Annotated in this window: 26 protein-coding genes, 1 tRNA gene and 1 pseudogene; 17 read left to right on the top strand and 11 right to left on the bottom strand. The window is 63.9% G+C overall.

The window, feature by feature from the left end; translation table 11 throughout:
* Positions 1 to 3: 3 nt before the first annotated feature.
* Positions 4 to 189, bottom strand: coding sequence for a hypothetical protein (locus tag N1F91_RS02805; protein WP_289990120.1), 186 nt, complete (start codon positions 187 to 189; stop codon positions 4 to 6).
* 280 nt (positions 190 to 469) lie between these two features.
* Here N1F91_RS02805 and N1F91_RS02800 point away from each other — a divergent pair, with 280 nt between their 5' ends.
* The 3 genes from N1F91_RS02800 to N1F91_RS02790 all read left to right on the top strand — a co-directional run bounded on the left by N1F91_RS02800 (position 470) and on the right by N1F91_RS02790 (position 3,906).
* Complete coding sequence (locus N1F91_RS02800) at positions 470 to 1,678, top strand: hypothetical protein (RefSeq protein ID WP_289990118.1); 1,209 nt, start codon at positions 470 to 472, stop codon at positions 1,676 to 1,678.
* A complete protein-coding gene (locus tag N1F91_RS02795; RefSeq protein ID WP_289990116.1) occupies positions 1,623 to 2,753 on the top strand; it encodes a hypothetical protein in 1,131 nt (376 codons plus the stop codon). The genes N1F91_RS02800 and N1F91_RS02795 overlap by 56 nt, the downstream gene beginning before the upstream one ends.
* A gap of 94 nt (positions 2,754 to 2,847) precedes the next feature.
* Entirely contained in the window at positions 2,848 to 3,906 is a 1,059-nt protein-coding gene (locus tag N1F91_RS02790) for an acyltransferase (protein ID WP_289990115.1), read from the top strand.
* Between the two features lie 62 nt (positions 3,907 to 3,968).
* Here the strand turns inward: N1F91_RS02790 and N1F91_RS02785 are convergent, their stop codons facing one another.
* Complete coding sequence (locus N1F91_RS02785; RefSeq protein WP_289990113.1) at positions 3,969 to 4,703, bottom strand: adenylate/guanylate cyclase domain-containing protein; 735 nt, start codon at positions 4,701 to 4,703, stop codon at positions 3,969 to 3,971.
* Between the two features lie 209 nt (positions 4,704 to 4,912).
* Between N1F91_RS02785 and N1F91_RS02780 the strand changes: the two genes are divergently transcribed.
* Positions 4,913 to 5,857, top strand: coding sequence for an IS110 family transposase (locus N1F91_RS02780; RefSeq protein WP_289990111.1), 945 nt, complete (start codon positions 4,913 to 4,915; stop codon positions 5,855 to 5,857).
* A gap of 9 nt (positions 5,858 to 5,866) precedes the next feature.
* Here the strand turns inward: N1F91_RS02780 and N1F91_RS31085 are convergent.
* The 5 genes and pseudogenes from N1F91_RS31085 to N1F91_RS02760 form a co-directional block, all read right to left on the bottom strand.
* Positions 5,867 to 6,211, bottom strand: a pseudogene (locus tag N1F91_RS31085) (hypothetical protein); the annotation flags it as partial.
* Positions 6,212 to 7,037: 826 nt separating this feature from the next.
* A tRNA-Ser gene (locus N1F91_RS02775) sits at positions 7,038 to 7,127 on the bottom strand.
* A 131-nt stretch (positions 7,128 to 7,258) separates the two neighbouring features.
* Positions 7,259 to 8,032: an enoyl-CoA hydratase gene (locus tag N1F91_RS02770; RefSeq protein ID WP_289990108.1), complete on the bottom strand. Its 774-nt coding sequence runs from the start codon at positions 8,030 to 8,032 to the stop codon at positions 7,259 to 7,261.
* A gap of 35 nt (positions 8,033 to 8,067) precedes the next feature.
* Positions 8,068 to 8,961, bottom strand: coding sequence for a bifunctional DNA-formamidopyrimidine glycosylase/DNA-(apurinic or apyrimidinic site) lyase (gene mutM / locus N1F91_RS02765; protein WP_289990106.1), 894 nt, complete (start codon positions 8,959 to 8,961; stop codon positions 8,068 to 8,070).
* Positions 8,954 to 10,192, bottom strand: coding sequence for a phosphopentomutase (locus N1F91_RS02760; RefSeq protein ID WP_289990104.1), 1,239 nt, complete (start codon positions 10,190 to 10,192; stop codon positions 8,954 to 8,956). Before N1F91_RS02760 ends, mutM begins: the two co-directional genes overlap by 8 nt.
* Positions 10,193 to 10,314: 122 nt before the next feature.
* On the opposite strand from N1F91_RS02760, the gene N1F91_RS02755 reads away from it, so the two are divergent.
* On the top strand, positions 10,315 to 11,187 hold the full coding sequence (locus N1F91_RS02755) for a PhnD/SsuA/transferrin family substrate-binding protein (protein ID WP_289990102.1): 873 nt from the start codon (positions 10,315 to 10,317) through the stop codon (positions 11,185 to 11,187).
* 7 nt (positions 11,188 to 11,194) lie between these two features.
* Here N1F91_RS02755 and N1F91_RS02750 read toward each other — a convergent pair whose 3' ends face one another.
* From N1F91_RS02750 to N1F91_RS02740, 3 genes are all read right to left on the bottom strand, one after another.
* Entirely contained in the window at positions 11,195 to 11,872 is a 678-nt protein-coding gene (locus N1F91_RS02750; protein ID WP_289990100.1) for a TadE/TadG family type IV pilus assembly protein, read from the bottom strand.
* Positions 11,865 to 12,443 carry a TadE/TadG family type IV pilus assembly protein gene (locus tag N1F91_RS02745; protein WP_289990098.1) on the bottom strand — a complete coding sequence of 193 codons (579 nt, stop codon included), beginning with the start codon at positions 12,441 to 12,443 and terminating at the stop codon, positions 11,865 to 11,867. The genes N1F91_RS02750 and N1F91_RS02745 overlap by 8 nt, the downstream gene beginning before the upstream one ends.
* 158 nt (positions 12,444 to 12,601) lie before the next feature.
* Positions 12,602 to 12,988 carry a pilus assembly protein N-terminal domain-containing protein gene (locus N1F91_RS02740; RefSeq protein WP_289990329.1) on the bottom strand — a complete coding sequence of 129 codons (387 nt, stop codon included), beginning with the start codon at positions 12,986 to 12,988 and terminating at the stop codon, positions 12,602 to 12,604.
* 362 nt (positions 12,989 to 13,350) lie between these two features.
* Here N1F91_RS02740 and N1F91_RS02735 point away from each other — a divergent pair, with 362 nt between their 5' ends.
* From N1F91_RS02735 to N1F91_RS02695, 9 genes are all read left to right on the top strand, one after another.
* Entirely contained in the window at positions 13,351 to 13,527 is a 177-nt protein-coding gene (locus N1F91_RS02735) for a Flp family type IVb pilin (protein ID WP_289990095.1), read from the top strand.
* Between the two features lie 147 nt (positions 13,528 to 13,674).
* On the top strand, positions 13,675 to 14,196 hold the full coding sequence (locus N1F91_RS02730; RefSeq protein WP_289990093.1) for a prepilin peptidase: 522 nt from the start codon (positions 13,675 to 13,677) through the stop codon (positions 14,194 to 14,196).
* Between the two features lie 144 nt (positions 14,197 to 14,340).
* Positions 14,341 to 15,150, top strand: a complete 810-nt coding sequence (gene cpaB, locus N1F91_RS02725; RefSeq protein WP_289990091.1) for a Flp pilus assembly protein CpaB — start codon at positions 14,341 to 14,343, stop codon at positions 15,148 to 15,150.
* Entirely contained in the window at positions 15,147 to 16,712 is a 1,566-nt protein-coding gene (locus N1F91_RS02720; RefSeq protein ID WP_289990088.1) for a type II and III secretion system protein family protein, read from the top strand. The genes cpaB and N1F91_RS02720 overlap by 4 nt, the downstream gene beginning before the upstream one ends.
* A gap of 17 nt (positions 16,713 to 16,729) precedes the next feature.
* Positions 16,730 to 17,452 carry a CpaD family pilus assembly lipoprotein gene (locus N1F91_RS02715; RefSeq protein ID WP_289990086.1) on the top strand — a complete coding sequence of 241 codons (723 nt, stop codon included), beginning with the start codon at positions 16,730 to 16,732 and terminating at the stop codon, positions 17,450 to 17,452.
* Between the two features lie 24 nt (positions 17,453 to 17,476).
* Positions 17,477 to 18,763, top strand: coding sequence for an AAA family ATPase (locus tag N1F91_RS02710; protein WP_289990085.1), 1,287 nt, complete (start codon positions 17,477 to 17,479; stop codon positions 18,761 to 18,763).
* Between the two features lie 27 nt (positions 18,764 to 18,790).
* Positions 18,791 to 20,275 carry a CpaF family protein gene (locus N1F91_RS02705; RefSeq protein ID WP_289990083.1) on the top strand — a complete coding sequence of 495 codons (1,485 nt, stop codon included), beginning with the start codon at positions 18,791 to 18,793 and terminating at the stop codon, positions 20,273 to 20,275.
* A gap of 24 nt (positions 20,276 to 20,299) precedes the next feature.
* The gene (locus N1F91_RS02700) at positions 20,300 to 21,313 is read left to right on the top strand and encodes a type II secretion system F family protein (protein ID WP_289990081.1); all 1,014 of its coding nucleotides are present in this window, start codon (positions 20,300 to 20,302) and stop codon (positions 21,311 to 21,313) included.
* Positions 21,314 to 21,331: 18 nt separating this feature from the next.
* Positions 21,332 to 22,351, top strand: a complete 1,020-nt coding sequence (locus N1F91_RS02695) for a type II secretion system F family protein (protein ID WP_289990079.1) — start codon at positions 21,332 to 21,334, stop codon at positions 22,349 to 22,351.
* Between the two features lie 133 nt (positions 22,352 to 22,484).
* Here the strand turns inward: N1F91_RS02695 and N1F91_RS02690 are convergent, their stop codons facing one another.
* Positions 22,485 to 23,300, bottom strand: a complete 816-nt coding sequence (locus N1F91_RS02690; RefSeq protein ID WP_289990077.1) for a tetratricopeptide repeat protein — start codon at positions 23,298 to 23,300, stop codon at positions 22,485 to 22,487.
* Between the two features lie 123 nt (positions 23,301 to 23,423).
* Here N1F91_RS02690 and N1F91_RS02685 point away from each other — a divergent pair, with 123 nt between their 5' ends.
* The 3 genes from N1F91_RS02685 to N1F91_RS02675 are packed head-to-tail and all read left to right on the top strand — an operon-like array spanning position 23,424 to position 26,073.
* A complete protein-coding gene (locus N1F91_RS02685; protein ID WP_289990075.1) occupies positions 23,424 to 24,800 on the top strand; it encodes a leucyl aminopeptidase family protein in 1,377 nt (458 codons plus the stop codon).
* 59 nt (positions 24,801 to 24,859) lie between these two features.
* Positions 24,860 to 25,213, top strand: coding sequence for a MarR family transcriptional regulator (locus N1F91_RS02680; protein WP_289990074.1), 354 nt, complete (start codon positions 24,860 to 24,862; stop codon positions 25,211 to 25,213).
* A complete protein-coding gene (locus tag N1F91_RS02675) occupies positions 25,210 to 26,073 on the top strand; it encodes an NlpC/P60 family protein (protein ID WP_289990072.1) in 864 nt (287 codons plus the stop codon). The genes N1F91_RS02680 and N1F91_RS02675 overlap by 4 nt, the downstream gene beginning before the upstream one ends.
* Positions 26,074 to 26,075 lie beyond the last annotated feature (2 nt).

The raw sequence follows: 26,075 nt of genomic DNA, 5'->3' as shown, positions 1-26,075 counted from the left end.
AACTCAGGTGTCCATGCGAGGCGCATGAAGGCTCGAAGCGCCGCTGCAGTCCAGTTTAGACGCGGCTGATTTCCGTTGTTTTGCAGACACTTGGCGCGCCTTGTGCCGAAGGATGGCGACCGCCAGGTACTGTACCGCCTCGGCGCGGCGTTCGTCGCCCGACATCAGTGCGGGATTGAGCATGTTCATCGCAATTGACCCCTTCGCGTTGCTGTCGAGGTCTTACTTACCGAGGAGCCATGAAATCCGTCGGGGATAAACCGGCGTGCGGTTTCCGAGCGGCTTGAACGGGAACATATCAAGAACTAATCTGAAAAGACTCGATTCTCAATTTGACGACAACGCCCGCCGTTTCGCGGTGAAGGTCACAATCGGCGCCGCAGCGGCGCAACCTTCGTCGACGGCCTTGCCCGGCGTTTTGGCATGCGGGGAACCTCGGGGCAGTCCATTTGAGAAAGCGAGGACTTGCATGAGCACTTTCAATCCGCGCCGTTTTGCCCAGGTCGATGTCCTGCGCCAGCTCGACCAGGACAATCTGCTGACCTTCCTGTCCGCCTATTCGGGATACCTGAGCGGGCGCGGGTTCAGCCTTGCCAGCAATGGCAATGGCGAACTCGATCTCGAGAAGCTCGCGGAAATCCTCCTGCAGCCGACCGAGGGTGTTGATGACGATCTGGTTGAGGCGCTGTTCCTGCTGCACGAGCTTTCCGACGAGGATCGCTTCGAGGAACTCTGCAAGCTGGCAGATGCCGTCGAAGTCACCGTGAAGCCCGATTCGTCTCCCGCCGACGTCGCGCTCGCAATCTGGTTGAAAGACCCAATGCGCCTGCGGCGATCGCATGCCGAGGTCCTGGTTCTCAAGCCAAAGACCTATTTCTATTTCCAGTCCGAAGTGGACGCGCCGGGGGATTTCGACCTTCCCGACGAGAACCTGTTGGCCGATGTCGGTGCGGCGATGGACGTGTGGTTCGCCTCCAGGAAGCGCGGCACTGGCGCTCGTGTTTTCGCTTTCGATGCCACGGACGAGAACAAGGTCTACTTCCTCATACGGCATGGCATGCCGTTCAAGCGGGAAGGCAAGATCGAGAACGGCAAGTCCTCGGCCGTGTTCTATCGTCCCGAATTCCACGATGTCGTCATCTACGACCGGACGAGCAATGAGCTCGCGATCTTCAACAAGTCGCAGGCCAAGGGCGAGCGTGCCATGTATGTCGCTGTGATCGGCAAAAAGCTGTTTGGTGATCCCGATTATTTCATCTCGCGGCACAAGTTCACCCTCGACCCGCTCTGGGACGCCGGCAAGGATTCCCTAGCCATAGCTGATATCGAGGGAATCGATGAGATCAAGCTGACCGAGCTGCAGATCCAGTATCCGAGCCCTCACAATGATTTCCGGGTCCGGCGGTCCAACGACTTTTTCGCTATGCTCGAAGCGGCGGGGGAGAACTTCCCGAAGGACGGCAATCTTCATTCGGCAAAGTTCTCGGTCAAGTTCACCGGATCCAGACGTCCGCGCACGATCTCGATCACGCCGCCAGCCAAGGCCAACTACGACCGTAACGAGGATGCCCACCTGATCGAGACATGGCTCCGCAATCGCGGCTTCGCGATTCCGAAACAGCATGATGAAGGCGGCGACGCTCACCATGACGGCACCGATGTTGTCCAGCTGGGCTAAGCTGACCGAGCTGCCTGGTCAGCTCGGCGTCCGCGCCGCATGGGGAGCGTTCCCCGACGAACTGCTGCTTCTGACATCGGAAATGGCGTCGGCGCTGCCATGTGAGTATGGCAATGCCTGTCAGCGCAAGATCATTGAGCACGGGCCCGGCGACCTGGTCGGAATCTGTGTTCAGGATCCTGCGCTTTGCGAGACGAAACCCATCACCAAGATGGAGCGAGCAGTCTACCGGCTGAATTACGGACGCCTTTTCGACCGGATAGCTGATGGTCTGGGCCATGGTCGCGACGCCAAACGCATCGACGAGAGTTTCAAGGTCTGGAACCTTGGCAACATCCCGACGGTCGGGGACCATGCCCTGCCTGTGTTTTTCGTCTTTTGTGCCACCGCCGCGGACATCGATCAGGCGCTCGGCAGGCTGATGATGAGCCCGCGGGAATGCTTTCTGCTGATCGTGTCAAACAGCAGGTGCCAGAAGCCGGCGCACCAGGAGACGGCGCTGGCATGCCGATCCCTGATCATCGCACTCGACGATCTGCTCTGCATCGGCCCGGATGGGAAACTGACGGCGGTAGCCGGCGGTCGGGCGACGGTCGCCGCATGGAAAGACCGCGTGGCGCCAGCGCCGTCGGCTGTCGGAGGCGACACCAAATTCCCGACACCGCCGGGCACGGAATGGAACGACATAACGATCACGTTCCTTTCCCGCGACATCATCGCGATCAAGTGCGGCCGCCAGCCAGCCGTGAATTGGGAGCGACTGCATATCTCGGGCATGTTCACCGCCACCAGCCGGGAAAAGAACCCGACCGACAAGTGGTACATGCTCATGGCGTTCGCAGCACGCGGGCCATCCCTGAACATGCAGGACCTGATGAAGCTATTCCGCTCGACGAACTGGCAGAAGATGCGGAAGCAGAAATCGGACCTCAGCAAGGCGCTGCAGGAGTTCTTTGGTCTGTCTGGCGACCCCTTGCCGTTTGACAGGCGGCGAAAACTTTACAAGCCCGCACTGACAATCCGTCAGGACACGAACACGGACCTCGAGGATTGGCTTGTGGATGTTGGAAAATGAAGGCATCAAGTCACCCTATCACCAGCGTTCTCCCGCCGTCCTGACACGCGACGGTATTCCCAGCACAGCAGGTTCGTGACGAATGAGCGGGGGTTTGGCTGCTGACGCAGCGGGTGAAGGAGTATCGGGCAGACTGCCGGAATATGCAGGTCATCCCCGCCTTGGGTTGATTATCTGGTTCCGCACCATAGCGATCCTCTTGATCGTGGCCGGTCACTCCTATGGCCTTTCCGGCATCCACCTCGGCGCCGGCTTCGACAATGCACTCTCGGACCTCGTCAAAGGCGCCACCGCGCTCTTCGTATTCATCAGCGGCTTTGTTTTCGACTACGTCTTCAGCGCCCGCTACAGCTATTGGAGCTTCATACTCGACCGCGTGAAGAAGCTCGCGATCCCCTATTGCCTGCTGACAATCCTTGCCGGGTTTATGTTTTCGAACTGGGCAGGAGGAGGGCTCTCGTCCGATCAAATCTTTCGCTATTTCGTCTTCGGCGATGCATTTCAGGCTTACTGGTACATCCCTTTCATCCTGCTGATGTTTGCCCTCGCACCACTTCATCGGCTTTTCATGGATTTGAAGACCTCGCACCAATTTACCATCATCGTCGTTGGCGCGATCCTTGGCGGCGTTGTCCAGCGCCCGATTGGCAACGACAACGCATTCCAAAGCGTCGTCTTCTACCTGCCAGTCTACCTTTCAGGTCTCTTCTTGTCGCTTCACCGCGAAACGCTACTGCCAGCCCTTCGAAAAAAATGGCCGCGGCTGCTGCTGGCGGCGGTCCTTTTGGCGGTGATACAGTCTGCCGGTGGTCAGAGCGACAATATGCAGAAGCCGTTCTTCGCCATCCACGGCTTCGAACTGATGGGCTTTCAAAAACTCGCGCTCTCCTTCGGGTTGGTCGGCTTGTTCGCTACGTTGTCTTCACCCCCAGGTCGTATCGTCAGCATCATCGCCGATACCAGCTTCGCGATCTTCTTCCTCCACCCCTTCGTGCTGAATCTCCTCGGAGGCACCACTCTCTTCCAACTGACGCATCTCCCGTGGATCAACCTCGCGATCGCCACCACAGCCATTGTCGCCCTGTGCGCCCTAATCGCGCTTGCCCTGCGCGCCCTCCTCAAAGCCAATAGTAAATACATCATCGGCTACTAGACTAGATTAGCTTGGTCCTCGAAGGCGGCCTCGAGCCCGATGCAGACAGCTACCGCCAAATCTTACTCACGCCCATCAAGCAGATAGGTTGCTCTGGGCCTGTGTCCCTTGATTTCGATTTCACCGCGCGGCGTTGATTGGTAGCGCTCAGACAAGAGCTGCCGTGTTTCCGTCGATATCTGGATTCGATCGGGAACGCCCTCGGATTCCATCCGACTGGCGACATTCACGGTGTTTCCCCACAAATCGTAAGTGAACTTCTGCTTGCCGATGACACCCGCGATGACGGCTCCGGAATGGACACCTATCCGCATTTTCAGATCAACATTGTTTTCCTTGCGGAATTCGCCGAAGGCTTTCTGCATCCCCAACGCGAGGTCGGCAATTTTTTCGGCGTGGTCCGCAACACTGCCCTGAAGACCCGTAGCGACCATATACGCATCGCCAATGGTCTTGATCTTTTCTGCGCCGTGTTCTGCCACAAGCGTGTCAAACCGCGAAAACAGATCGTTCAGCAGGTTTACAAGCTCATTCGCCGACATCTTCCGCGAAATGTCTGTAAATCCTGCGAGGTCGGCAAACAAGACAGACACGCAGTCATGGCTGTCGGCCAGAGGTTCTTCCCGAGCTTTCAGTCTTCCAGCGATGTCCGCAGGCAGGATGTTGAGAAGCAATGCCTCGGAACGGCGTTTTTCTTCCTCAAGCAAGCGTTCCAGATGATAGGCGCGCCGATTCACGACGTCCAGAAGATAGGCAAAACCGATTGCAAATCCCACGCCGCCACTGGTCCAGGCCATGGCGTTCAGCACCTTGTCTTATGACTTCCGCAGGCTCCCGGGCTAGAAGGGAGCCGCTGCCCGCCACGCCATTTATGGCGGGCAGCGGCGTCGGTCGGATCGGTAGCCTCTTGGTCTTGCAGGACCGTTTTTGAGTGGGGTCGACCGCCGTCTTCACCTTGGGCCTGAACGGATACGCGTGTTTGAGCCACGCACGACAAGCATAGGACATGGCGAAGATGACTGAGCATACCATTGGCGTCGACATTTCGAAAATCCATCTGGATGCGTTCCGGCTGGAAGACCAGGCAGCGCGGCAATTCGAGAACACGCCCCGGGGCATCCGGGCCCTGATCCGCTGGCTTGGCCAGACGCCAGTTGCCCGGATCGTATTTGAGCCGACAGGACCCTATCATCGGGGCCTCGAAACAGCGCTTTCGGGCAAGTTTCCGTTGGTCAAGGTCAATGCGCTGCAAGCACGTCGCTTCGCCGAAGCTTGCGGGACGCGGGCCAAAACCGATGCCGTCGATGCACGCATCCTGGCTCGGATGGGGGCCTCCCTGAACTTGGAGCCGGATGCACCAATCTCGGAGAACCATCTTGTTCTCAGAGACTTGCAGGTGGCACGCACGGCGCTGGTCAAGGAACTCACTCGCTTGAGCAACCGCAGCCATTTGCAGGTCAACCCGCTTCTGATGCGCCAGATCAAGGCGCGCCGAACCCTCATCGAGCGTCAGCTTGGCGAGCTCAATGACGAGATTGCACGCCATATCGCCAGCGACGAAGCCTTGCAGCGCAAGCGTGAGATCCTGTGCTCGATCCCCGGCCTTGGCCCCATCGCAGCCGCTCTGATCCTCACCTTCCTGCCGGAAATCGGTACCCTCGAAAGAAAGCAGGCCGGAAGTCTCGCCGGCCTTGTCCCACACAGCCGCGAGTCCGGTCAGTGGAAGGGAAAGTCATTCATCAGCGGCGGGCGAAAACCCCTGCGTGACGCGCTCTACATGCCCGCCCTTGTGGCCATGAGGTTCAACCCGGACCTCAAATCAAAATACACCACACTCCGCGAGGCCGGAAAGCCCGCCAAGGTCGCCATCGTCACCATCATGCGCAAGCTCATCGAAACTGCCAATGCCCTCGTCAAAGCCAATCGCAACTGGGCCCCAAAACCTGCTTGACCAAGACGGATACTCAAAGGACGTCGCTCCCGCCAGAGCCATCGTGAGAAGAGCAACGCAGAGATACGACACCAAAATAATCGCGGCCTGCCGGGCGCCGTTGGTCATCGCCGGAACGAATATCATTCCTGTCACAAGGCCTCCCACGCCTGCGACAAAGCCTCCGGGCAGTTGCGCCAATATCAAGGTAAACAAAATCGCCACCCCAAAGTAGGTATACGTCATAAAATATGTAAATAACCTCGGACTGGTCCGCATGGTCGGCAGAAATGAAACGCTGATGCCTATCGCGAAGTGGAGTATTGCCGCCGCGCGAAACGGGGCCGTCCTGCTCAAAGCATCGGGATCCAACATCAGGTCCCAAAACCCGTAGCCGACAAAAGCAGCGAGGCCGAGGGACATTCCCAACCTGCCAAGCGGAACAAACCGTTGCAGCAGTTGCAGGGCGTAGGTGCGTTCGACGTGGGGCTCGAACTTAATCGGGTACCAGGCTTCCATCGTGGTCTCCATCTTCGTCATGCCAGAAGACCGGGTAGCCGATGACACTGTCGAATTCATCGAGCACGACCCGCTGTGAAAGACACCTATTTCCAGCCTTCTTGATGGAAGAGGCGCTTCGATGGGCAAGCGCAAGATAATTCGACAGCCGAACGGTAGCGGCTGTCCTGATGCCGCACCAATAGTGGAACATTCGAAATAAAATTGATATCGGATTCAATGTCCGCAGGGCCCGAATTGCGGTCATCCGTCCAATGCTCGGGTGGAGGTTCGGAATGCTGGGGTCAGATCACTAGCTGAGCGCAGTTGTAATTTTTTTCTCGATGTTATTTTTGGTTGTGAACTGCTAATCGCGCAAGCCACGTTTCTTGTGAATCGGCTTGTTCTTCTTGGTTTTGCTCAATCTATAGAAGGCAGTCGCATTTTCAAGGTTCTTTCCCATCCATGGAACGGATGCGAAAGGTCAAAAGCTAAACCACTGTGATTACTTGACTAAAAATACCGTACGCCGTTCTCGATGGTACGGTATTTTTCAGGAGGGCGCCTTTCTAAGGGTCATTTATCGAGAAAATGGAGCGCCACCAGCGGCGCCGTCTACGCAGCCGAGCGCGAAATTCCCTTTGTTTTCAGTGGTCTTAGCCATCCACTCGAAAGCCGGACTAAGCGTCGTCAGGAGGGTCAATGGCGGACAGAGAGGGATTCGAACCCTCGATACGGTTTCCCGTATACACGCGTTCCAGGCGTGCGCCTTCAACCACTCGGCCACCTGTCCATGCGTTCCCCGTCGCAGCACGACGGGGACGCGCGGCTCATCTAGTCGATATCGGCCGCAATGCCAAGCCGTCTTTCATGTTTCCGTCATCGATCGCCCGGCCAGGGCGAAGCTGGCGCAGGGCAGGACCTTCAGCGGTGGCGGAAGTTGGGGCTGCGCTTTTCCACGAAGGCGGTCATGCCCTCGGTCTGGTCGTCGAAGGCGAAGAGCGAGTGGAACATGCGGCGCTCGTAGAGCAGGCCTTCCGCGAGCGTCGTCTCGTAGGAACGGTTGACCGCGTCCTTGACCATCATGACGGCAGGCAGCGAGAAGGACGCGATCTTGGCGGCGGCCTTCATCGTCTCTTCCATGAGGTCGGCGACCGGCACGACGCGCGAGACGAGGCCGCAGCGCTCGGCCTCGGCTGCATCCATCATGCGCCCGGTCAGGCACATGTCCATGGCCTTCGACTTGCCGACGAAGCGGGTCAGGCGCTGCGAGCCGCCCATGCCCGGCATGACGCCGAGCGTGATCTCGGGCTGGCCGAACTTGGCATTGTCGGCGGCGATGATGAAGTCGCACATCATGGCCAGTTCGCAGCCGCCGCCGAGCGCGTAGCCGGCGACCGCGGCGATGATGGGCTTGCGCACGCGCGTCATCTCTTCCCAGCCGCCGAAGAAATCGCTCATGAAGGCGTCGATGTAGTCCATCGACTGCATCTGCTTGATGTCGGCGCCGGCCGCGAAGGCCTTCTCCGATCCGGTGATCACGATGGCGCCGATGCCGGCATCCTGCTGGAAGACCTTCAGGGCCGCGACCATTTCGGCCATCACCGTCGTGTTCAGCGCGTTGAGCGCCTTGGGACGGTTGAGCGTGATCAATCCGACGCGCGAGCGGGTTTCGACGATGATCGTTTCATAGGCCATGGACATCCTCCGGAGCTTTGTCCGCTCCGGATTAGCTAAGCCTGGCAGGCGGGGCAATAGAAAGTGGAGCGGCCGGACTGCACCATGCGGTGCACGACGCCATCGCAGCCCGGCTTTCGGCAGGCTTCGCCCTCGCGGTCGTAGACGGCGAAGGCGTGCTGGAAGTAGCCGAGCGAGCCGTCGGCCTGGACATAGTCGCGCAGCGACGACCCGCCGGCCGCGATCGCGTCGGCGATGACCTCGCGGATCGCGGTGGCGAGCCTGCCTGCCGCCTTCGTCGGGCGCCCGGTTGCGGTGGCGATCGTGCCCGCCGCGCGGCGCGGCGACAGGTCGGCGCGCCACAGCGCCTCGCAGACATAGATGTTGCCCAGTCCCGCGACCAGCCGCTGATCGAGCAATGCGGCCTTCAGCGGGGTCCGCTTGTCGCGGAACAGGGTTGCAAGGAGGTCGCCGGAAAGTTCGTTGCCCGTCGGCTCGACGCCCAGGCCAGACAGGGCCGGATGCTCGGCCAGCGCGCCTGGCTCGGCAAACAGCATGAATCCGAAGCGGCGCGGGTCATTGAAGATCGCGCGGCTCGCTTCGCCGGCCGGGCTCTCGAGGTGGAACACGGCATGGTCGTGCGCCACAAGCTTGGAGCGCTCGTGGTGGAAGACGCCAGGCGTGGCCGTGTCCGACCCGCGTTCGATGCGCCAGGAACCGGACATGCCGAGATGGCTGATCAGTGCCAACCCGTCGTCGAGATGGGCGACAAGGTATTTGGCGCGCCGGGACAGGGCCTCGATGCGGCGGCCCGTCAGCCTCGCCGCGAAATCGGACGGGAACGGAAAACGCAGATCCGGCCGGCGCTGGTCGACCGAGACGATGCGCGCACCCTCCATGGTGCCGGAAAGGCCGCGGCGGACGGTTTCGACCTCGGGCAGTTCAGGCATGGTCTGCGCGATCCGCCAGGAGGGAGCGGCCATGCGCGCCGGGCGGCAGGCCCAGATGCGCGGCGACCGCCTCGCCGATGTCGGCGAACGTTTCTCGCACTCCTGCCGAGCCGGCGGGCAGACCGGGTCCCGTCGCCAGCACGGGCACGCGCTCCCGGGTGTGTTCGGTGCCGCGCCAGGTCGGGTCGCAGCCATGGTCGGCGGTCAGGAGCAGGAGATCGCCGGGCTTCAGCCGCGCCAGCGCCTCGGGCAGGCGGCGGTCGAAGGCCTCGAGCGCCGCGGCATAGCCGGCAACGTCGCGGCGGTGGCCGAAACTCGAATCGAAGTCGACGAAATTGGCAAAGACGAGGTCGCCGTCGCCGGCGTCCGCCATGGCACCGAGGGCGGCGTCGAACATCGCCATGTTGTCGGGCGCCTTGCGCACCTCGGTCACGCCCTGGTGGGCGAAGATGTCGCCGATCTTGCCCACCGCGATGACCTTGCGGCCGGCGGCCACGGCGCGGACGAGCAGCGTCGGCTCGGCCGGCGGCACGGCATAGTCCTTGCGGTTGGCGGTGCGCACGAAGTCGGCGGCGCTTTCGCCGACGAAGGGGCGCGCGATCACCCGGCCGATGTTCAGGGGATCGATGAGCCGGCGCACGATCCCGCAAAGCTCGTAGAGCCGCTCCAGCCCGAAATGCGTCTCGTGCGCTGCGATCTGGAAGACCGAGTCGGCGGAGGTGTAGCAGATCGGCTTGCCGGTGCGGATGTGTTCCTCGCCCAGCCGGGCGATGATCTCGGTGCCCGAGGCGTGGCAATCGCCCAGGATACCCGGCAATTCCGCCTCGCGGATGATGGCCGCCGTCAGGTCCGGCGGGAAGGTCGGCACCGTGTCGGGAAAGTACCCCCAGTCGAAGGGTACCGGCACGCCGGCGATCTCCCAGTGGCCCGACGGCGTGTCCTTGCCGCTCGACACCTCCTGCGCGGCGGCGAAGATGCCTTCGGGGCGCGGCCGGTCCATGCCGGCCGGCCAGGCGCCGGTGGCCAGGCGGGCCGCTTCGCCAAGGCCGAGCGCCATCATGTTCGGCAGCTTCAGCGGGCCAGCCCGCAAACCGTCGCGATCGGCCTCGCCGCGGGAGGCGGCGGCCGCGATGTGGCCGAAGGTATCGGAGCCCTCGTCGCCGAAGCGGGCCGCATCGGGCGCCCCGCCGATGCCGAAGGAATCGAGGACGAAGAGGAAGGCGCGCGCCATGCGATGGTCCAGACTGCGAGAAGCGATGTGCAGAGATAGGAAGGTTGCGCCGCGTTGGCAATTCGGAAACCAAACCGCAAGATTGCAGCGGCATGATGGGTGGCGAAGCGGGAGTGACGATCATGTTGACGAAGACGGCCAGCCTCGCGGCCGGCGCGGCCCTGGTGCTGCTCCTGTGGGCGCAGTCCGGTACGGCCCAGACCGGGGACGCCCTGTCCATCCTGCGGATCGGCATGGTGGCGCAACCGCCGGCCGGAAACCTGGTGGACGGCGCCGTCCTCATCGAAAAGGTGTTCTCCGATGCGACGGGGCTGCCGACGCAGATCTTCGTCGCCCGGGACTATGCGGCCCTTATCGACGCCCAGTCGCGGGGCCGCATCGACTATGGCGTCTTTTCGGCCACCGCCTATGCCACGGCTCGGCGCGTCTGCAGCTGCCTGGAGGCGATCGTGGCACCGATCGGGACCGACGGTTCGACGGGCATGCGCGCGGTCCTCATCCGCCGCAAGGACGGCAACGGCACCGGGGGCATCGCGGTCGTGCCGGGCGACGCGACCGGATGGCTGGCGTCGGTCGAGCCGGGGCCGGAGACAGCCGGGCGTCTGGTCGAGGCCGCGACCGCTACCGACGCGGAGAACATGCTGGCGTCGGGGGAAGCGGACGGGATGATCGGCTGGGTCCCGTTCCGGCCAGGGACTGCACCGGAAGGCGGCACCCTCTCCCGCCTGGCGGCGGCCGGCGTTCCGGAAGAGAACCTCCTGGTGAACTGGCAGTCCGAGCCGCTCCGATACGGTCCGCATGCCGTCCGGGCCGACATGCCTGCCGAAACCAGGGCTGCCCTCGTCCGCTTCCTGACCGGCCTCCACGATGCTCGGCCGGACGTGCTCCAGCATCTCGAACCGATGCGCCAGGGCGGGTTCGTGCGGGTCTCGGACGATGATTACGCGGTGGCGAGGGCCATGGTGGATCGTGTCGCGGAGGGCGGAACGCGTTGAACGACGGTCAGCAGTCGTTGCAGGCCACCTTCTGGCTCATGCGCGGGCGCAGGTAGTACCGGTCGCTCATGTCGAGCTTGTCGAAGGCCGAGGCCATGCCGAAGGCCGCTTCGTCACCCGCGCTCCAGACCACGACCGGCGTGTATTCGAGAGAGGACTCGGCGCGTATGAGGAAGGAGCCCGCGATCATGAGCTCATCGGGCACCGTCGTGATGGTCGAACCCACGGACAGGTAATTGTTGGCCGCGCCATTCACCAGCTTTCGTGACCAGGCCACCTTGGCCTTCGGCGTGTCTTCGTTGGTGATCTCGATCGCGGTGACGTAGATCGACGGCTTGCTGCGGTTGTAGGGCTGGATCACGGCCTCGCCGATCCGCATGATCGCGTCCAGATCCGCCTTGTTGAGGGATTGCTGCTGGGTGACGAGGTCCCCGACGATGATCGCGATGCGCCCGGTCTTCTTGCTCACTTCCAGCCCCTGGGACACCTCCATCGTCATGAAGTAGGTCACCAGGAGCACTGGGGCGACGAAGGCGAATTCGATCGCGGCAACGCCGCCGCGGTCGCGACCGAGCCTGGCCAGATGCGAGCGGATACGGCTCAGGATCCCCGTCGGTCGTGCCGGCATCGGATCGTTCGGATGCGTTCCATCGTTCTTGATCGTCATGGATGTGGTCTCAGTCATCGAAAGGCTCGTTCTGCCACGTGGCCGTCGCGAACTGCAGCGTGTAGCCGTCGCCGATGTTCGACATCGACTTGCGCATCACGTCGGTCATCACCGGCCAGCGGTAGAAGATGCGCAGGGTGTTCTTGCTGAGGGAAGGTCCCGGATCGACTGTGAAGTCGGTGGTGTCGATGTCGCCGCCGGCGGTGTATTTGATCCGGAGTTTGGCGGCCTCCTCGAAGGTGTCGAACTGGCGCAGGTCGATCTCCAGCCCCGGACACCCCGAAGCGACGATGATCTTGAGATCCGCGCAGATCAGGTTCCTGAGCTTGGTCTCGTTCATATCGGCGGGCTTGAGCTGCCCGGTGCGGAACTGCCTGGCGATGCTGTCGGCCGTGTTCACGAGAACCTGCTGACCGGCGAAGGAGATGCTGCTTTCGAGGATCGCGAATACCAGCATGGAGAACGGCAGGGCCAGCGCGACGAATTCGATCGCCAGCGCACCGTTCTCGTCGCGGGCGAAGCGCACCAGGTGCCGCTCGCCTACCCTGGCGTCAGGCTTTGCCCTGCGAAAGGAAATCCACTTGCTCATGACACGATCCTGCTGCCCCTGTGCAGTCGGCCATGACGTTATCGCAGGGCCGTTGACTTCCCGTTCTTCGGAAACCTCGACTTGTACCAGCGCCGTCAACGATTTGTTCACCGGTCTGCCCCGGGTTGTCCGCGGCTCCTTGCCGGTCGGCGGGTCGCTCAGCGGCTGACGTTCATCTCGGCTTCGGAGGTTCGCTCCGCCTCGCTCTTGTAGGCGCCCTCGCAGTAGGGCGTGCACGACAGCGTCTGCACCTCGGAGCGGCGGTAGATGCGCACCGACCGCGCGTCCTGCCTGCTGACGAAGATCTGTTCGTCGACGATCGGCGCACCGGTCTCGTCCATCACGACCAGGTTGGTAACGCCGAAGCCCTTGCCCGTGAGGATGATGGTCGTCGCGTCCTGGACCGAGGCATCCGCGATGTCGGGATTACCCACGACGATCGTGTCGGCGGGCCTCGCCAGCTTCACGATCTTGGCCTCGTTCATCAGGATCGGGATTCCGCCTTCCGCGCGGGCGGGCGTTCCGGCGAAAGCCGCAGCCGCCATGCAGGCGGCCGCTGCGCCGAGCGAAAGCAAGAATGTCCGCGCCATGGAAGAACTCCGACCAGAGGATGATTAGCGGATCATGAAGCCGATTGGTGAATGTGCGGTTAAGGCTGCGACCGGCAGGGCGGCGCAGACGTCTCATCGCGCGCGCGCTTCAATAAACGGACGAGACCGATGTACGCCGTCCGGAGATTGCGTCATTCGCCGGGCATTAACCATTCCCACCCATCGGCGAGATTAGGAAACCGGTAATTCTGTTTCTTAAGCCGATCGAAATGCCTCCCTCCTATTGTTGGGACATCCGATCAACACGGCAAGAACGTTGACGGTTCGCTGTAAACACGTGGAGTAGGAGCTCTCGAATGTCCAAGCTTTTTGCACGCTTCCTGAAGAATGAATCTGGCGCGACCGCCATCGAGTACGGCCTCATCGCCGCCCTTGTCGCCGTCGCCATCATGGCCGGCGCCGGTGCCCTCGGCACCAGCCTCGACGCGAAGTTCACCGAAATCTCCGGCGCAGTCGACGGTGCCGGCGACTAATTGCCGATCCGCATTCAGGCGGTTTCGCAGGAAGGGCCGCTCCCGAAAGGAGCGGCCCTTTTTCCATTCCTGGGACGGCTTGATCATTGTTCACTATTGGATCGTAAGTTAACAGCGTCCCTGGACGGTCAGAAGGAACGAACAGACATGCTCGAAGCCGCCATCTTCGTCGTCTTTCCGCTCTGCCTTGCCTTCGCGGCGGTGTCGGATCTCCTGTCGATGACCATCGCCAATCGCGTTTCGCTCATACTTGTGGCGAGCTTCGCGATCATCGCGCCGCTGACCGGCATGGACTGGCAGACCTACGGCCTGCACTTCGCGGCGATGGCCGTGGTGCTCGCCGTTACTTTCGGGCTTTTCGCGATCGGCGGCATGGGTGGCGGCGACGCCAAGCTGCTCGCGGCGACCGCGCTCTGGATGGGCCTCGGCATGCCGCTCGCGACCTACGTCGTCCTGTCCGCCGCATTCGGAGGAGTTCTGACGATCGCCATCCTGATGTTCAGGAATTCGCCGCTTCGCCATTATGCTGGGAACAATCTGCTGCTGCGCAACGTCGCCGACACGTCGGTCGGCATTCCTTACGGAGTAGCCCTGGCCATCGGCGGGTTCGCGGCCTTCCCGGGGTCACCGCTCGCTGTCTGGGCCTTCGCCCGCATGGCGGGCAGCTAGCGTCCGTGTTAGCGGATACGGCTTGTCCGGGGCTATAAACCCGTCATTAAGGACGACCGTAAGCATTCCATTAACCGTAATTTGACGATTGCACCCCCATTGTCGGGTCCGGTGAACACATTCGCCGGGTAGAGGTGCGGGTCGATGAACACATCACGCTTGATCGTACTGGGCGTCGCGGCAGTCGCCGCAGGCGGCGCCGGGTACATCGCCAAGAACATGGCCACCAAGCCGCCGGCGGAAATCGTCGCGGCAGCGCCCGTGAAGCCCTCCATCCCCCTGACGGAAGTCCTGATCCTGTCAGAGGACGTGCCTGCCGGGCAGCCGCTCGAGACGCAGATGCAGTGGCAGTCCTGGCCGGAAGCGGCCGTGACGGAAGGTTACATCCTCCGCAATCAGGAAGCCGACGCGATGGAACTCCTGAAAGGTTCGGTCGCCCGCCTCACCATGTACAAAGGCGAGCCGGTCCGGCGCTCGAAGCTGATCGGTCAGGGCCAGAGCTTCATGTCGTCGATCCTCCCCTCCGGCAAGCGGGCCGTGGCGACGCAGATCTCGGCCGACACGTCGGCCGGCGGTTTCATCCTGCCCAATGACTATGTCGACGTGATCATGACCCGGCGCGCCGAGAACGGCTCGTCGCAGGGCTTCGTGACCGAGACGATCCTGAAGAACATCCGCGTGCTCGCCATCGACCAGATGATTCAGGAAAACGAGGAAGGCAAGCGCGTGAAGGTGGGCGAAACGGCCACGCTCGAACTCACGCCGCAGCAGTCCGAGATCATCACCGTCGCCCAGCAGATGGCCGACCGCCTGACGCTGGCCTTGCGGTCGATCACCGATGCGCAGGAACCGGCGTCCGAAGATGCGGACTATCTGGTTTCAGGCAACGGCCGAAGGGGCACCGTCCGCCTCATCCGGTCGGGAGAAGTCACGGAAGTTGGAGCGCGCAAATGACGTCGCTTGACGGGAACAAGTGCCCCACCGAAAGCCGGGTTCGTCCGCTTTCAAGGTTCGCCGCGACCGTGTTCGCCGCGACCGCCATCTCCGGATCCTTGCTGGCACCCGCCGCGATCGCGCCTGCCGAGGCCGGCAACACGAGCGTCCGCTCGACGGCCGGCGCCCAGCGGGTCAAGCTCGGCCTCAACAAGTCGCTGGTCATCGACCTGCCGCAGGACGCCTACGACATCCTGGTCGCCAACCCGTCGGTCGCCGACGCCGTGACTCGCACGGCACGCCGGATCTATCTCTTCGGCAAGCAGGTCGGCGAGACCAACATCTTCGTCTTCGGCGCCAATGGCGAGCAGATCGCCAACCTGGATCTCGCGATCGAGCGCGACGTGGCCGGTCTCGAGGAATACCTCGAACGGTTCGTGCCCAACTCCGACATCAAGGTCGAGCTTCTCAACGACAACGTCGTGCTGTCCGGGACGGTCGAAACGCCGCTCGATGCCGCGCGCGCCGTCCAGCTGGCAAAGGCCTTCGTCACCGGTGGCGAAGCGACCACCGGCCAGTACGCACAGACCGCCGCCGCGCCCACCGATGGCGGCGGCGTCGACATCGACAATCCCGATTCCGAACGCCAGACGAGCGCCATCATCAACCTGCTGAAGATCATCGGCGAGGACCAAGTGACGCTCAAGGTCACGGTGGCCGAAGTCAGCCGCATCGTGATGAAACAGCTCGGCGTCAACATGATCACCTCGGGCACCTCCAACGGGATCTCGTGGAACACCTTCACCGATGGCATCTCCGGCCTCGGCAAGCAGATGTCGAACTACCAGCTCAACGTCGGTGCCGCGCTCGGCTCGACCACCCTCAACTCCTACCTCAACGCCATGGAGCAGGCTGGCGTCATGAAGACGCTCGCCGAGCCGACGCTGACGGCAATCTCGGGCGAGAAGGCCGTCTTCAAGGTCGGCGGCGAGTTCAATCTGGTCACCGGCCAGGATGTCGACGACGATACCGGCGCCATCACCTACGACGTCGAGAAGATCGAATACGGCATCGGCCTCGAATTCCAGCCGACCGTCCTGTCGCCCGGCCGCATCAGCCTCAAGATCCGCACCTCGGTCTCCGAACCGACCACCGAGGGCTCCGTCGCCATGGGCTCCGGCGGCAAGAACAACGGCACCAACATGCTCTCGATCCGCAAGCGGCTCGCCGACACCACCGTCGAGCTGCCGTCCGGCGGCTCGATGATGATCGCGGGTCTCGTCCGCGACGACATCCGACAGGTGTCGACCGGCATTCCCGGCCTGACAAAGATCCCGGTGCTGGGCACGCTGTTCCGCAGCCGCGACTTCGTGCGCAACGAGTCCGAACTGGTGATCATCGTGACGCCCTATCTCGCGCGGCCGGTCGCCCGCCAGCAGCTCGCGCGCCCGGACGACAATTTCAACGCCGCCAGCGATGGGGCCGGGATTTTCCTCGGCCGCGTCAACCGCGTCTACGGCACCATGCAAACGGACAAGCCGAACGGCCGATATCACGGCGTCGTCGGCTTCATCTACAAGTGATCCGGGGGACGGACCTCATGCGCAGCGCTCAGTACCATGATCATTCGGGCCCCGCACGGCCCGGCGCCGCCGCCGCCCGTGCGGTCCTCCTGGCCGCCATCGCGGCGGCGGTGCTGACCGGTTGCGCCCGGCGCGATTCCATCACGGTCGGTTCGGTCCCGGACGACTACCGTACCAACCACCCCATCGTCGTCGCGGAGCAGGAAGAGAAGATCGACCTGCCGGTGGGTGTCGGCGACAACACGATGTCGCGAATCCAGCGCACGGCGCTCAGCGGGTACATCGCGCATTACGACGAGAGCGCGGGCGCGCCGATCACCATCCTCTACCCGTCGGGCAGCGCGAACGCCGTCGCCGCCGGTCTGGTTGCGGCCGACATCGCCCGTCACATCCAGAGCCGCGGCATTCCCGGTGGACGCGTGGTTTCCATGCCGTACGAGGCCGGCGCACCGGACGCGAGCCCGCCGATCCGCGTCTCCTACCGGCGCATGAAGGCCAGCACCGGGCAGTGCGGTCGCTGGCCAGACGATATCCTGAAGACGACGGACAACAAGCACTACGCCAATTTCGGCTGTGCCTACCAGAACAACCTCGCGGCCCAGATGGCCAACCCGGCCGACCTGCTCGGTCCCCGCGCGCCCGGCGACATCGACGCCGAGAACCGGGGCGACGCCCTCGACGAGTACAAGGCGCGTGAGGTCACCGGAACCTTCCGGGACAACATAGAAGTCGACTACTGATCCGCCTGCACGGGACCGCACGAGATGAGCAACCTTGCCTACCATACCGATCCGTTAGGCGCCGGCGGGGCCACCGCCGAGGAAATCGCGCAGCTCAACGCCCTGCGTCCGATACCCCGGATCTCGATCCACGCCTTCTGCGAGACCGAAAGTGTCGCCAAGCCGATCGAACGCGCCGCTGAAGACAGGCGCATGTCGAAAGCGCATGTGCGCGTCGCCATGGGCGGGCTGGACGGTGCGCTCGCCTATTATGCGACCTCGCCGACGCCCAACCTGATCATCCTGGAATCGCGCGCGGAGCCGAAGGACCTGCTGCAGTCGCTGGAACGACTGGCCGAGGTCTGCGACCCTTCGACGAAAGTCGTGATCGTCGGCCACTACAACGACGTATGGCTGTACCGCGAACTCCTGCGGTTCGGCATATCGGAATACATCGTCGCGCCGGTGTCGCTCGCCGACATCATCGGCAACATCTCGCAGATCTTCGTCAATCCGGAGTCCGAGCCGCTCGGCAAGACCATCGCCTTCGTCGGCGCGAAGGGCGGCGTCGGTTCCTCGACCATCGCGCACAATGTCGCCTGGACCATGTCGACCACCTTCAGTTCCGAAGTGGTCGTGGCGGACCTCGACCTGCCTTTCGGCACCGCCAACATGAACTTCGACCAGGATCCGGCGCAGGGGATCGCCGAGGCGGTGTTTTCGCCCGAGCGCATCGACGAGGTCTATCTCGACCGCCTGCTGGCGCAGTGCGCCGAACACCTGTCCCTGCTCGCGGCGCCGTCGACGCTCGACCGCGTCTACGACTTCGATCCGGATGCCTTTGCGCAGATCATCGACACCGCCCAGCGCAGCGCGCCGCTCCTCGTGCTCGACGTCCCGCACGTCTGGAACGGCTGGACGCGCAACACGCTTGTCGAGGCCGACGAGGTCATCATCACGGCCACGCCGGAACTCGCCAACCTGCGCAACACCAAGAACCTCGTGGACACGCTGCGCAAGCTGCGCCCGAACGACAAGCAGCCGCATCTGATCATCAACCAGGCCGGCGTGCCGAAGCGGCCGGAGATTTCGCCGAGCGACTTCACCGAGCCGCTTGGCCTGACGCCACTGGCGATCATCCCGTTCGAGCCGCAGTTCTTCGGAAACGCCGCCAACAACGGGCGGATGCTGGCGGAGATGGACGCACAGCATGCGGTCGTGAGGTCGATCACGGAGATCGCGCACGTCATCACCGGTCGTACCGAAATCAAGGCACGCGCCAAGCCGGGTCTGACGGGAATCCTGGAAAAGCTCAGAGCGAAGAAGAAGTAGTTCGAACCCGAAACTGGTATCCTGGTCATGTTTGGAAAAAGAGGCAGCGACGGCGGCAACAGGACGGTGCCCGAGTTCCGCGGCGTCGCGACGTCGCCCGTCGCGGAGCGGACGGCCCAGCCGACGTCTGCCCCGTCCGCGGGCAGGCATGGCGAGCCGGCCCGACGCAACGTCGAGGCGCCGCCGCTGGCGCCGGAAGCGAAGAAGCCGGCCGCCCCGCGCGAACGCGGCGAGAACTACTACGACACCAAGAGCCAGGTCTTCTCGGCGCTCATCGACACGATCGACCTGTCGCAGCTCGCCAAGCTCGAGCCGGACAATGCGCGCGAGGAAATCCGCGACATCGTCAACGACATCATCGCGATCAAGAACTTCGCGATGTCGATCTCGGAACAGGAAGAGTTGCTCGAGGACATCTGCAACGACGTCTTGGGTTACGGCCCGCTCGAACCCCTGCTGGCGCGCGACGACATCGCCGACATCATGGTCAACGGGTCGAAGAACGTCTACATCGAAGTCGCGGGCAAGGTGGAGCAGACGGGCATCCGTTTCCGCGACAACCAGCAGCTTCTCAACATCTGCCAGCGCATCGTCAGCCAGGTCGGGCGGCGCGTCGACGAATCGAGCCCGATCTGCGACGCGCGCCTGCCCGACGGCTCGCGCGTCAACGTCATCGCGCCGCCGCTTGCCATCGACGGCGCGGCACTGACCATCCGCAAGTTCAAGAAGGACAAGCTGACGCTCGATCAGCTCGTCAAGTTCGGCGCGATCTCGCCCGAGGGCGCCGAAGTGCTGAAGATCATCGGCCGGGTGCGCTGCAACGTCGTCATCTCCGGCGGCACGGGCTCCGGCAAGACGACGCTGCTCAACTGCCTGACCAACTACATCGACCGCGACGAGCGCATCATCACCTGCGAGGATTCCGCCGAGCTGCAGCTGCAGCAGCCGCACGTGGTGCGCCTCGAAACCCGCCCGCCCAACCTGGAGGGCGAGGGGCAGATCACCATGACCGACCTCGTCAAGAACTGCCTGCGCATGCGTCCCGAGCGGATCATCGTCGGCGAGGTGCGCGGACCTGAGGTGTTCGACCTCCTCCAGGCCATGAACACCGGTCACGACGGATCGATGGGAACCATCCACTCCAACTCGCCGCGCGAGTGCCTGAACCGCATCGAATCGATGATCGCGATGGGCGGCTTCACGCTGCCGCAGAGGACGGTACGTGAAATCATCGTCGGATCGGTCGACATCATCATCCAGGCCGCGCGCCTGCGCGACGGATCGCGGCGCATCACGCACGTGACCGAAGTGCTCGGCATGGAAGGCGACGTGATCATCACGCAGGACATCGTCCTCTACAACATCATGGGCGAGGACGCGCAGGGCAAGCTGCTCGGCAAGCACGTTTCGACGGGCGTCGGCCGGCCGCGCTTCTGGGACCGGGCCCGCTACTACAACGAGGAGGCGCGCCTCGCCATCGCGCTCGAATCGATGGAAAAGCAGGCCGGCTGATGATCGGTACGGGAGCGTAACGTCATGTTCGGGCTCGATGTCACCGTCCTCGCCATGATCCTTCTCGCCGGCCTGTCGGCGGGCGCGGTGGCCTACGTGTTCATGTTCAACACGATCGCCAACGAGAACAAGGCGGGCAAGCGGCTCGAGACCATCAAGAAGGCGGAGACCGACCGAGCGGTCGTCAAGGCGTCGCGCGACCGCCTCGCAGAGGCTGCCAAGCGGCGAAAATCCGTCCAGGATTCGCTGAAGGACCTCGACGAAAAGCAGAAGGCGAAGGACCGCAACATGCGGAAACCTCCCCTGAAGCTGCAGATCAAGCAGGCGGGCATGACGATCACGCTCGAGCGCTTCTATCTCTTCTCGGCCCTCTCGGGACTGGCCTTCGCGGTGCTGGCTCTGATTGGAGGAGCGCCCCTGTGGGCCGTGCCCGCGGCTGCCCTTGCCGGCGGCGTCGGTCTTCCACGCTGGGTCATCGTCTTCATCAAGGCCCGCCGCATCAAGGCCTTCCTGGACGAGCTGCCCAACGCGCTGGACATCATCGTCCGCGCAGTCAAGTCGGGCCTTCCGATCAATGACGGCATCCGCCTGATCGCCAGCGAGTCGCGCGAGCCGGTCCGCGGCGAATTCCGCCGCATGGTCGAGGCGCAGCAGATCGGCATGTCGACGCCAGAGGCGGCGCTGCGGATGGCCGAGACCATGCCCTGCCCGGAAGCGGCGTTCTTCGGCATCGTCATCCAGATCCAGGCGCAGGCCGGCGGCAATCTGTCGGAGGCGCTGGGCAACCTTTCGCGGGTGCTTCGCGACCGCAAGCGGATGAAGGCCAAGGTGCAGGCCCTCTCCATGGAGGCGAAGGCCTCGGCCGCCATCATCGGCGCGCTGCCCTTCATCGTCGCCTTCCTCGTCTATCTCTCCAGCCCGAACTACATCATGCCGCTCTTCGTCACGAGCACCGGCCATCTCGTCCTCGGCGTGTCGCTGATCTGGATGGCGATCGGGATCTTCGTGATGAAGAAGATGATGAACTTCGATGTCTGATCGTCAGGAGGGCTGAGCATGTCCGAGCTGGTCGCCAAGGCGGTCTTCGATCCGACCTTCCTGATCGCGCTCCTTGTGGCGGTCGCGGTGTTCGCGACCGTCTTCACCGTCATGCCCGCCTTCGGCGGCAGCGAGCTGAAGGCCCGCATGAAGTCCGTCGCACTGGAACGCGACGAACTGCGCGCCAAGCAGCGGGCGCGGCTCGCAGCCGATGCGGAACGCCGCCGCAAGGGACTTCGCGAGGAACAGTCGCACGGCATGCGCAGCATCGTCGAACGTCTGGACCTGAAGCGCGCGCTGGCCGACGATACCACGCTAGCGAAGCTGAAGATGGCCGGCTTCCGCGGCCAGAACCCGCTCACCAAGTTCCTGTTCTTCCGGCTGGTCCTGCCGTTCGTCGGCCTGTTCCTTGGCGTCATCTACGTCTTCGTGCTCGACTCGCTGCCCGAGCAGCCGCTTTTCATCAAGGGCTTCGTGGTCGTGGTCTTCGCCTATGCGGGCTTCTACGCGCCCGTCGTCTACGTCAACAACCAGGCCACCAAGCGCAAGCAGAACATCCAGAAGGCTTGGCCCGATGCGCTCGATCTCATGCTCATCTGCGTGGAATCGGGCATGGCGATCGAGGCAGCCTTCCGCCGTGTGGCGGAGGAGATCGGCGCACAGTCGGTCGAGCTGGCGGAGGAGCTCGTCCTCACCAATGCAGAACTCTCCTTCCTCCAGGAACGGCGCATGGCTTACGAGAACCTCGCCAGCCGCACCGGTCTGGAGACGGTGAAGAGCGTCAGCCAGGCGCTGATCCAGGCGGAACGCTACGGCACGCCGCTGGCGCATGCGTTGCGGGTGCTCGCGCAGGAAAGCCGCGAGATGCGCATGAACGAGGCCGAGAAGAAGGCCGCCGCGCTGCCGCCGAAGCTCACCGTCCCGATGATCCTGTTCTTCCTCCCGGTGCTCTTCGCCGTCATCCTCGGTCCCGCGATCATGCAGTTCAGCGAGCGCGGCGTGTTCGGCGACAAGAAGGAATCGAGTTCGTCCGAATAGGCCGGCGCAGCGCCAGGCGGGAGCAGATCGACCGCAACTGTCCATTCCTCGTCAGGCACCGTCTCTGACGGCAAAGGCCGGCGCGAGCGCCGGCCTTTCGGGTGATGGAGGTGGATGGTGCCGGGTCGGCGCGTCAGTTGGTGTCCTTGCTCTCGTCCCGCTTGAGATCGCTCCAGGCGTTCTGCTGTGCCAGCATCGAGCGAAGGTAGGCGACGTTGGCTTCGGCCTGTTCGGGGGAGAGTTCCTGGCGCGCAAGCTTCTCGGCTTCCTCGAACCGGCCCTGCAGGCCGACCACCAGCGCGAGATTCTGGCGCACGCGGCTGTCGGCGCCGGGCAGGCTTGCCGCCGACCGCATGTAGGTCTCGGCGCTGCGCAGGTCGCCCTCGAGCACGTAGGACATGCCGAGATTCGACAGGATGGAAGGCTCGTTCGGCTTCATGTCCAGGGCGCGGCGATAGAGAGCCCGCGCGTCGCCGGACTTGCCAAGCTGGTCGAGGATCGCCGCCTCGGCAGAGACCAGCTTCCAGTCCGGATATTCGGGCGTCTGGGCACGCCTGACCGCATCGAGCGCGGGCTCCAGCTGCCCGGCCGCGGCAAGCGCCTTGCCGTAGGCGGCGAGAACCTGGCGGTCAGCTGGATGTTCGATCGCCAGCTTGCGCATGACCGCCAGCGACTGGTCCGTCCGCCCTCCCATCTGCAGGACTTCGGCGTAGCGAAGGCCGTTGGCCTTGTCGGCGGGATTCTTCGCATACGTCTTGCCCAGCTGGTCGGCGGCGCGCGCCAGTTCGCCGGCCGACATCTCGGCCACCGGCTTGCCGGGGGAGCGATTGATGGAGCCGGTGGTCATGCGCGAATTGGCGCAGCCGCTCAATGCGACGGCAAGGACCAATCCCAGCGCGGCCGTGCGCCAAAGCCCAGCGGTTGCGTTCCGGTCGCGTTTGGTCATCATGCCGCCTTCTCCGTCATCGGCGCCGCAGGCGGCGCCATGTCGGGGAAAGAAATATTCCGTTAACCCTAACGGTTGGTTAAGCGCGAGCCGTCCGTCGCCGCGCGCAGAGCAGGAGAGCGCCCGATGCCCGTGCAACTCGTCGATGCCCGAAGCGCGGCCTCGAAGCCGATCCACCCGATCACGAAAGGTCGGCTGGACGAGGCCGGGCTGCCGGCAGCCGCCCTGGCCTGGGCGAAGGCGAACGACTTCTCCGGACAGCCGGGACGCGTGCTCGTCGTTCCAGGCGCGGACGGCGCCGTCGCCGGTGCGCTGATCGGATTGCCGGACAGGGACGTCGGATTTGCCCGGCTCGTACCGGGAGCGCTGGCGCGCGACTTGCCGGAGGGCGACTGGCACTTTGCCGCACCGCTCGCCAATCCCACCCAGGCGGCGGTCGGGCTGATGCTCGGCGGCTACCGCTTCACCCGCTATTCCGGCAAGGCCGGCAACACGCTGCGTATCACCGCGCCGGATGGTGCGGATGGCGCACGCGCGCGCCGCATCGCCGAGGCCGTCTCCCTGACGCGCGATCTGGTCAACACGCCCACGAACGACCTCGGGCCCGCCGCACTGGAAGACGCCGCGCGGGCTCTGGCGCAAAAGCACGACGCATCGGTCGAGACGATCGTCGGCGACGATCTGCTGGCGAGGAACTTCCCGATGATCCATGCCGTCGGGCGCGCCTCGGCGGACGCGCCCCGCCTGATCGACATGGCGTGGGGCCGGGCGGACGCGCCGAAGGTGACGCTGGTCGGCAAGGGCGTCTGCTTCGACACCGGCGGGCTCGACATCAAGCCCTCCAGCAGCATGCTCCTGATGAAGAAGGACATGGGCGGCGCGGCCAACGTGCTCGGCCTCGCCGACATGATCATGGGAGCGGGCCTGACCGTGCGCCTGCGCGTGCTCATCCCGGCAGTGGAGAACGCGATCGCCGGCAATGCCTTCCGGCCCGGCGACGTGCTGAAGAGCAGGAAGGGGCCGACGGTGGAGATCGGCAACACCGACGCCGAAGGCCGGCTGGTGCTGGCGGACGCGCTTGCGCTCGCCGACGAGGAGGCGCCGGATCTGATGATCGACATGGCGACGCTGACCGGTGCCGCGCGCGTCGCGGTCGGTCCCGACATCGCGCCCTTCTACACGGGCAGCGACGCGCTCGCCGCGGAGATCGCATCGGCCGCGCTGGAGGCAGGCGATCCGGTCTGGCGCATGCCGCTCTGGGCGCCCTATGACGAAAAGCTCGCCTCGAAGGTGGCCGATGTCAACAACGTGACCAGCGATGGCTTCGCCGGCTCGATCACGGCAGCCCTGTTCCTGCAGCGCTTCGTCGAGAAGGCGAAGGCCTGGAGCCACTTCGACATCTTCGCCTGGAATCCCGCGGCTCGTCCGCACGGTCCTGCGGGCGGCGAGGCGCAGGCGATCCGGGCGCTGGAGCATCTGCTGGCGGCGCGCTACGGCAACTGAGCGGACCCACTGGAACTTTCCCCCGCCGGAATGATACGGTTCCGGAACGGAGAAGAGCGATGGCGGTGCATCTGAGACCGGGCGAGGCCCTGCGGCTGTGGCAGGACGTCGCCGTAACGGAAGCCCGGGCGGGGCGGCCGGACCTGTCGATGCGGCAGGCGGCCATCCTGCTGACGATCTATCTCGAACCGCCGCCGCACACGATTCGCGGCCTTGCCGCGCGGCTGAACGTGTCCAAACCGGTCATCACCCGCGCGTTGGACATGATGGGCGCGCTGAAGCTGGTCTCGCGCCACCGCGACGAAAGCGACAGGCGCAACGTGCTGGTGAAGCGTACCGTCGAGGGCGCCCTCTTCGTCGAACGTTTCGGAGACGTCATCATCGCCTGCGCGAAGGAACCGACCACGCCATGACCCTGCCCGACAAGCGTCTCCACGCCTACCGCAGCGACCTCGCCGACGTCCGGCTGAAAGGCCGCGTCGAGGCCGACCGGTTCGTCGCCGGAACGCCCATGTGCATCATCCGCCCGGTCCTCGACATGTTGGCCGGCCCGTCCCGCCAGTCCGGTCTGAACACGCAAATCGTCCGAGGCGCTTCCGTCGCCGTCTTCGAGGAAAAGGACGGGCTGGCCTGGGTGCAGGCCGGGGACGACGGATATGTCGGCTATGTCGAGGCCGAGGGGCTCGGCGCAGTGGAGGCGCGCGCGTCTACGCATGTCGTCCATGCGCCGCGTACCTTCCTCTATGCGGAGCCCGATATGAAGAAGCACCGCGTCGAGACGCTTTCGATCGGATCGCGCGTCGATGTCGTCGGCGAGACGGAGACGCGCGGGACGCGCTATGCGCTGCTGTCCTCGGGGGAGGCGGCCATCGCGGCGCATCTGCGCCCGCTTTCCGAGCCTGCAAGCGACTGGGTCGGGGTCGCCGAGACGCTCGAACACACGCCCTATCTCTGGGGCGGCGCCTCGGCCTTCGGCATCGACTGTTCCGGTCTGGTCCAGTTGGCGATGCGGATGGCGGGCCGCAGCGCCCCCCGCGATTCCGACATGCAGGCGGCCGGCATCGGCTCGGTTGTGGAGCCAGGCGCGGATCTGGCCAGCCTGGAACGCGGGGATCTCGTCTTCTGGAAGGGCCATGTCGCGATCGTCACCGGCCCCGACCGCATCATTCATGCGAACGGGCACACGATGTCGGTCGCGCGAGAGAGCCTGAGCGGCGCGGTCGCCCGGATCGGCTATCTCTATGGGCAGCCGACGGGTTTCCGCAGGCCTTAGGC

Origin of the sequence: Aquibium sp. ELW1220, from assembly GCF_030398385.1 — a bacterium.
GTDB lineage: Bacteria > Pseudomonadota > Alphaproteobacteria > Rhizobiales > Rhizobiaceae > Aquibium.
This window is presented reverse-complemented; position numbering and strand designations above follow the sequence as displayed.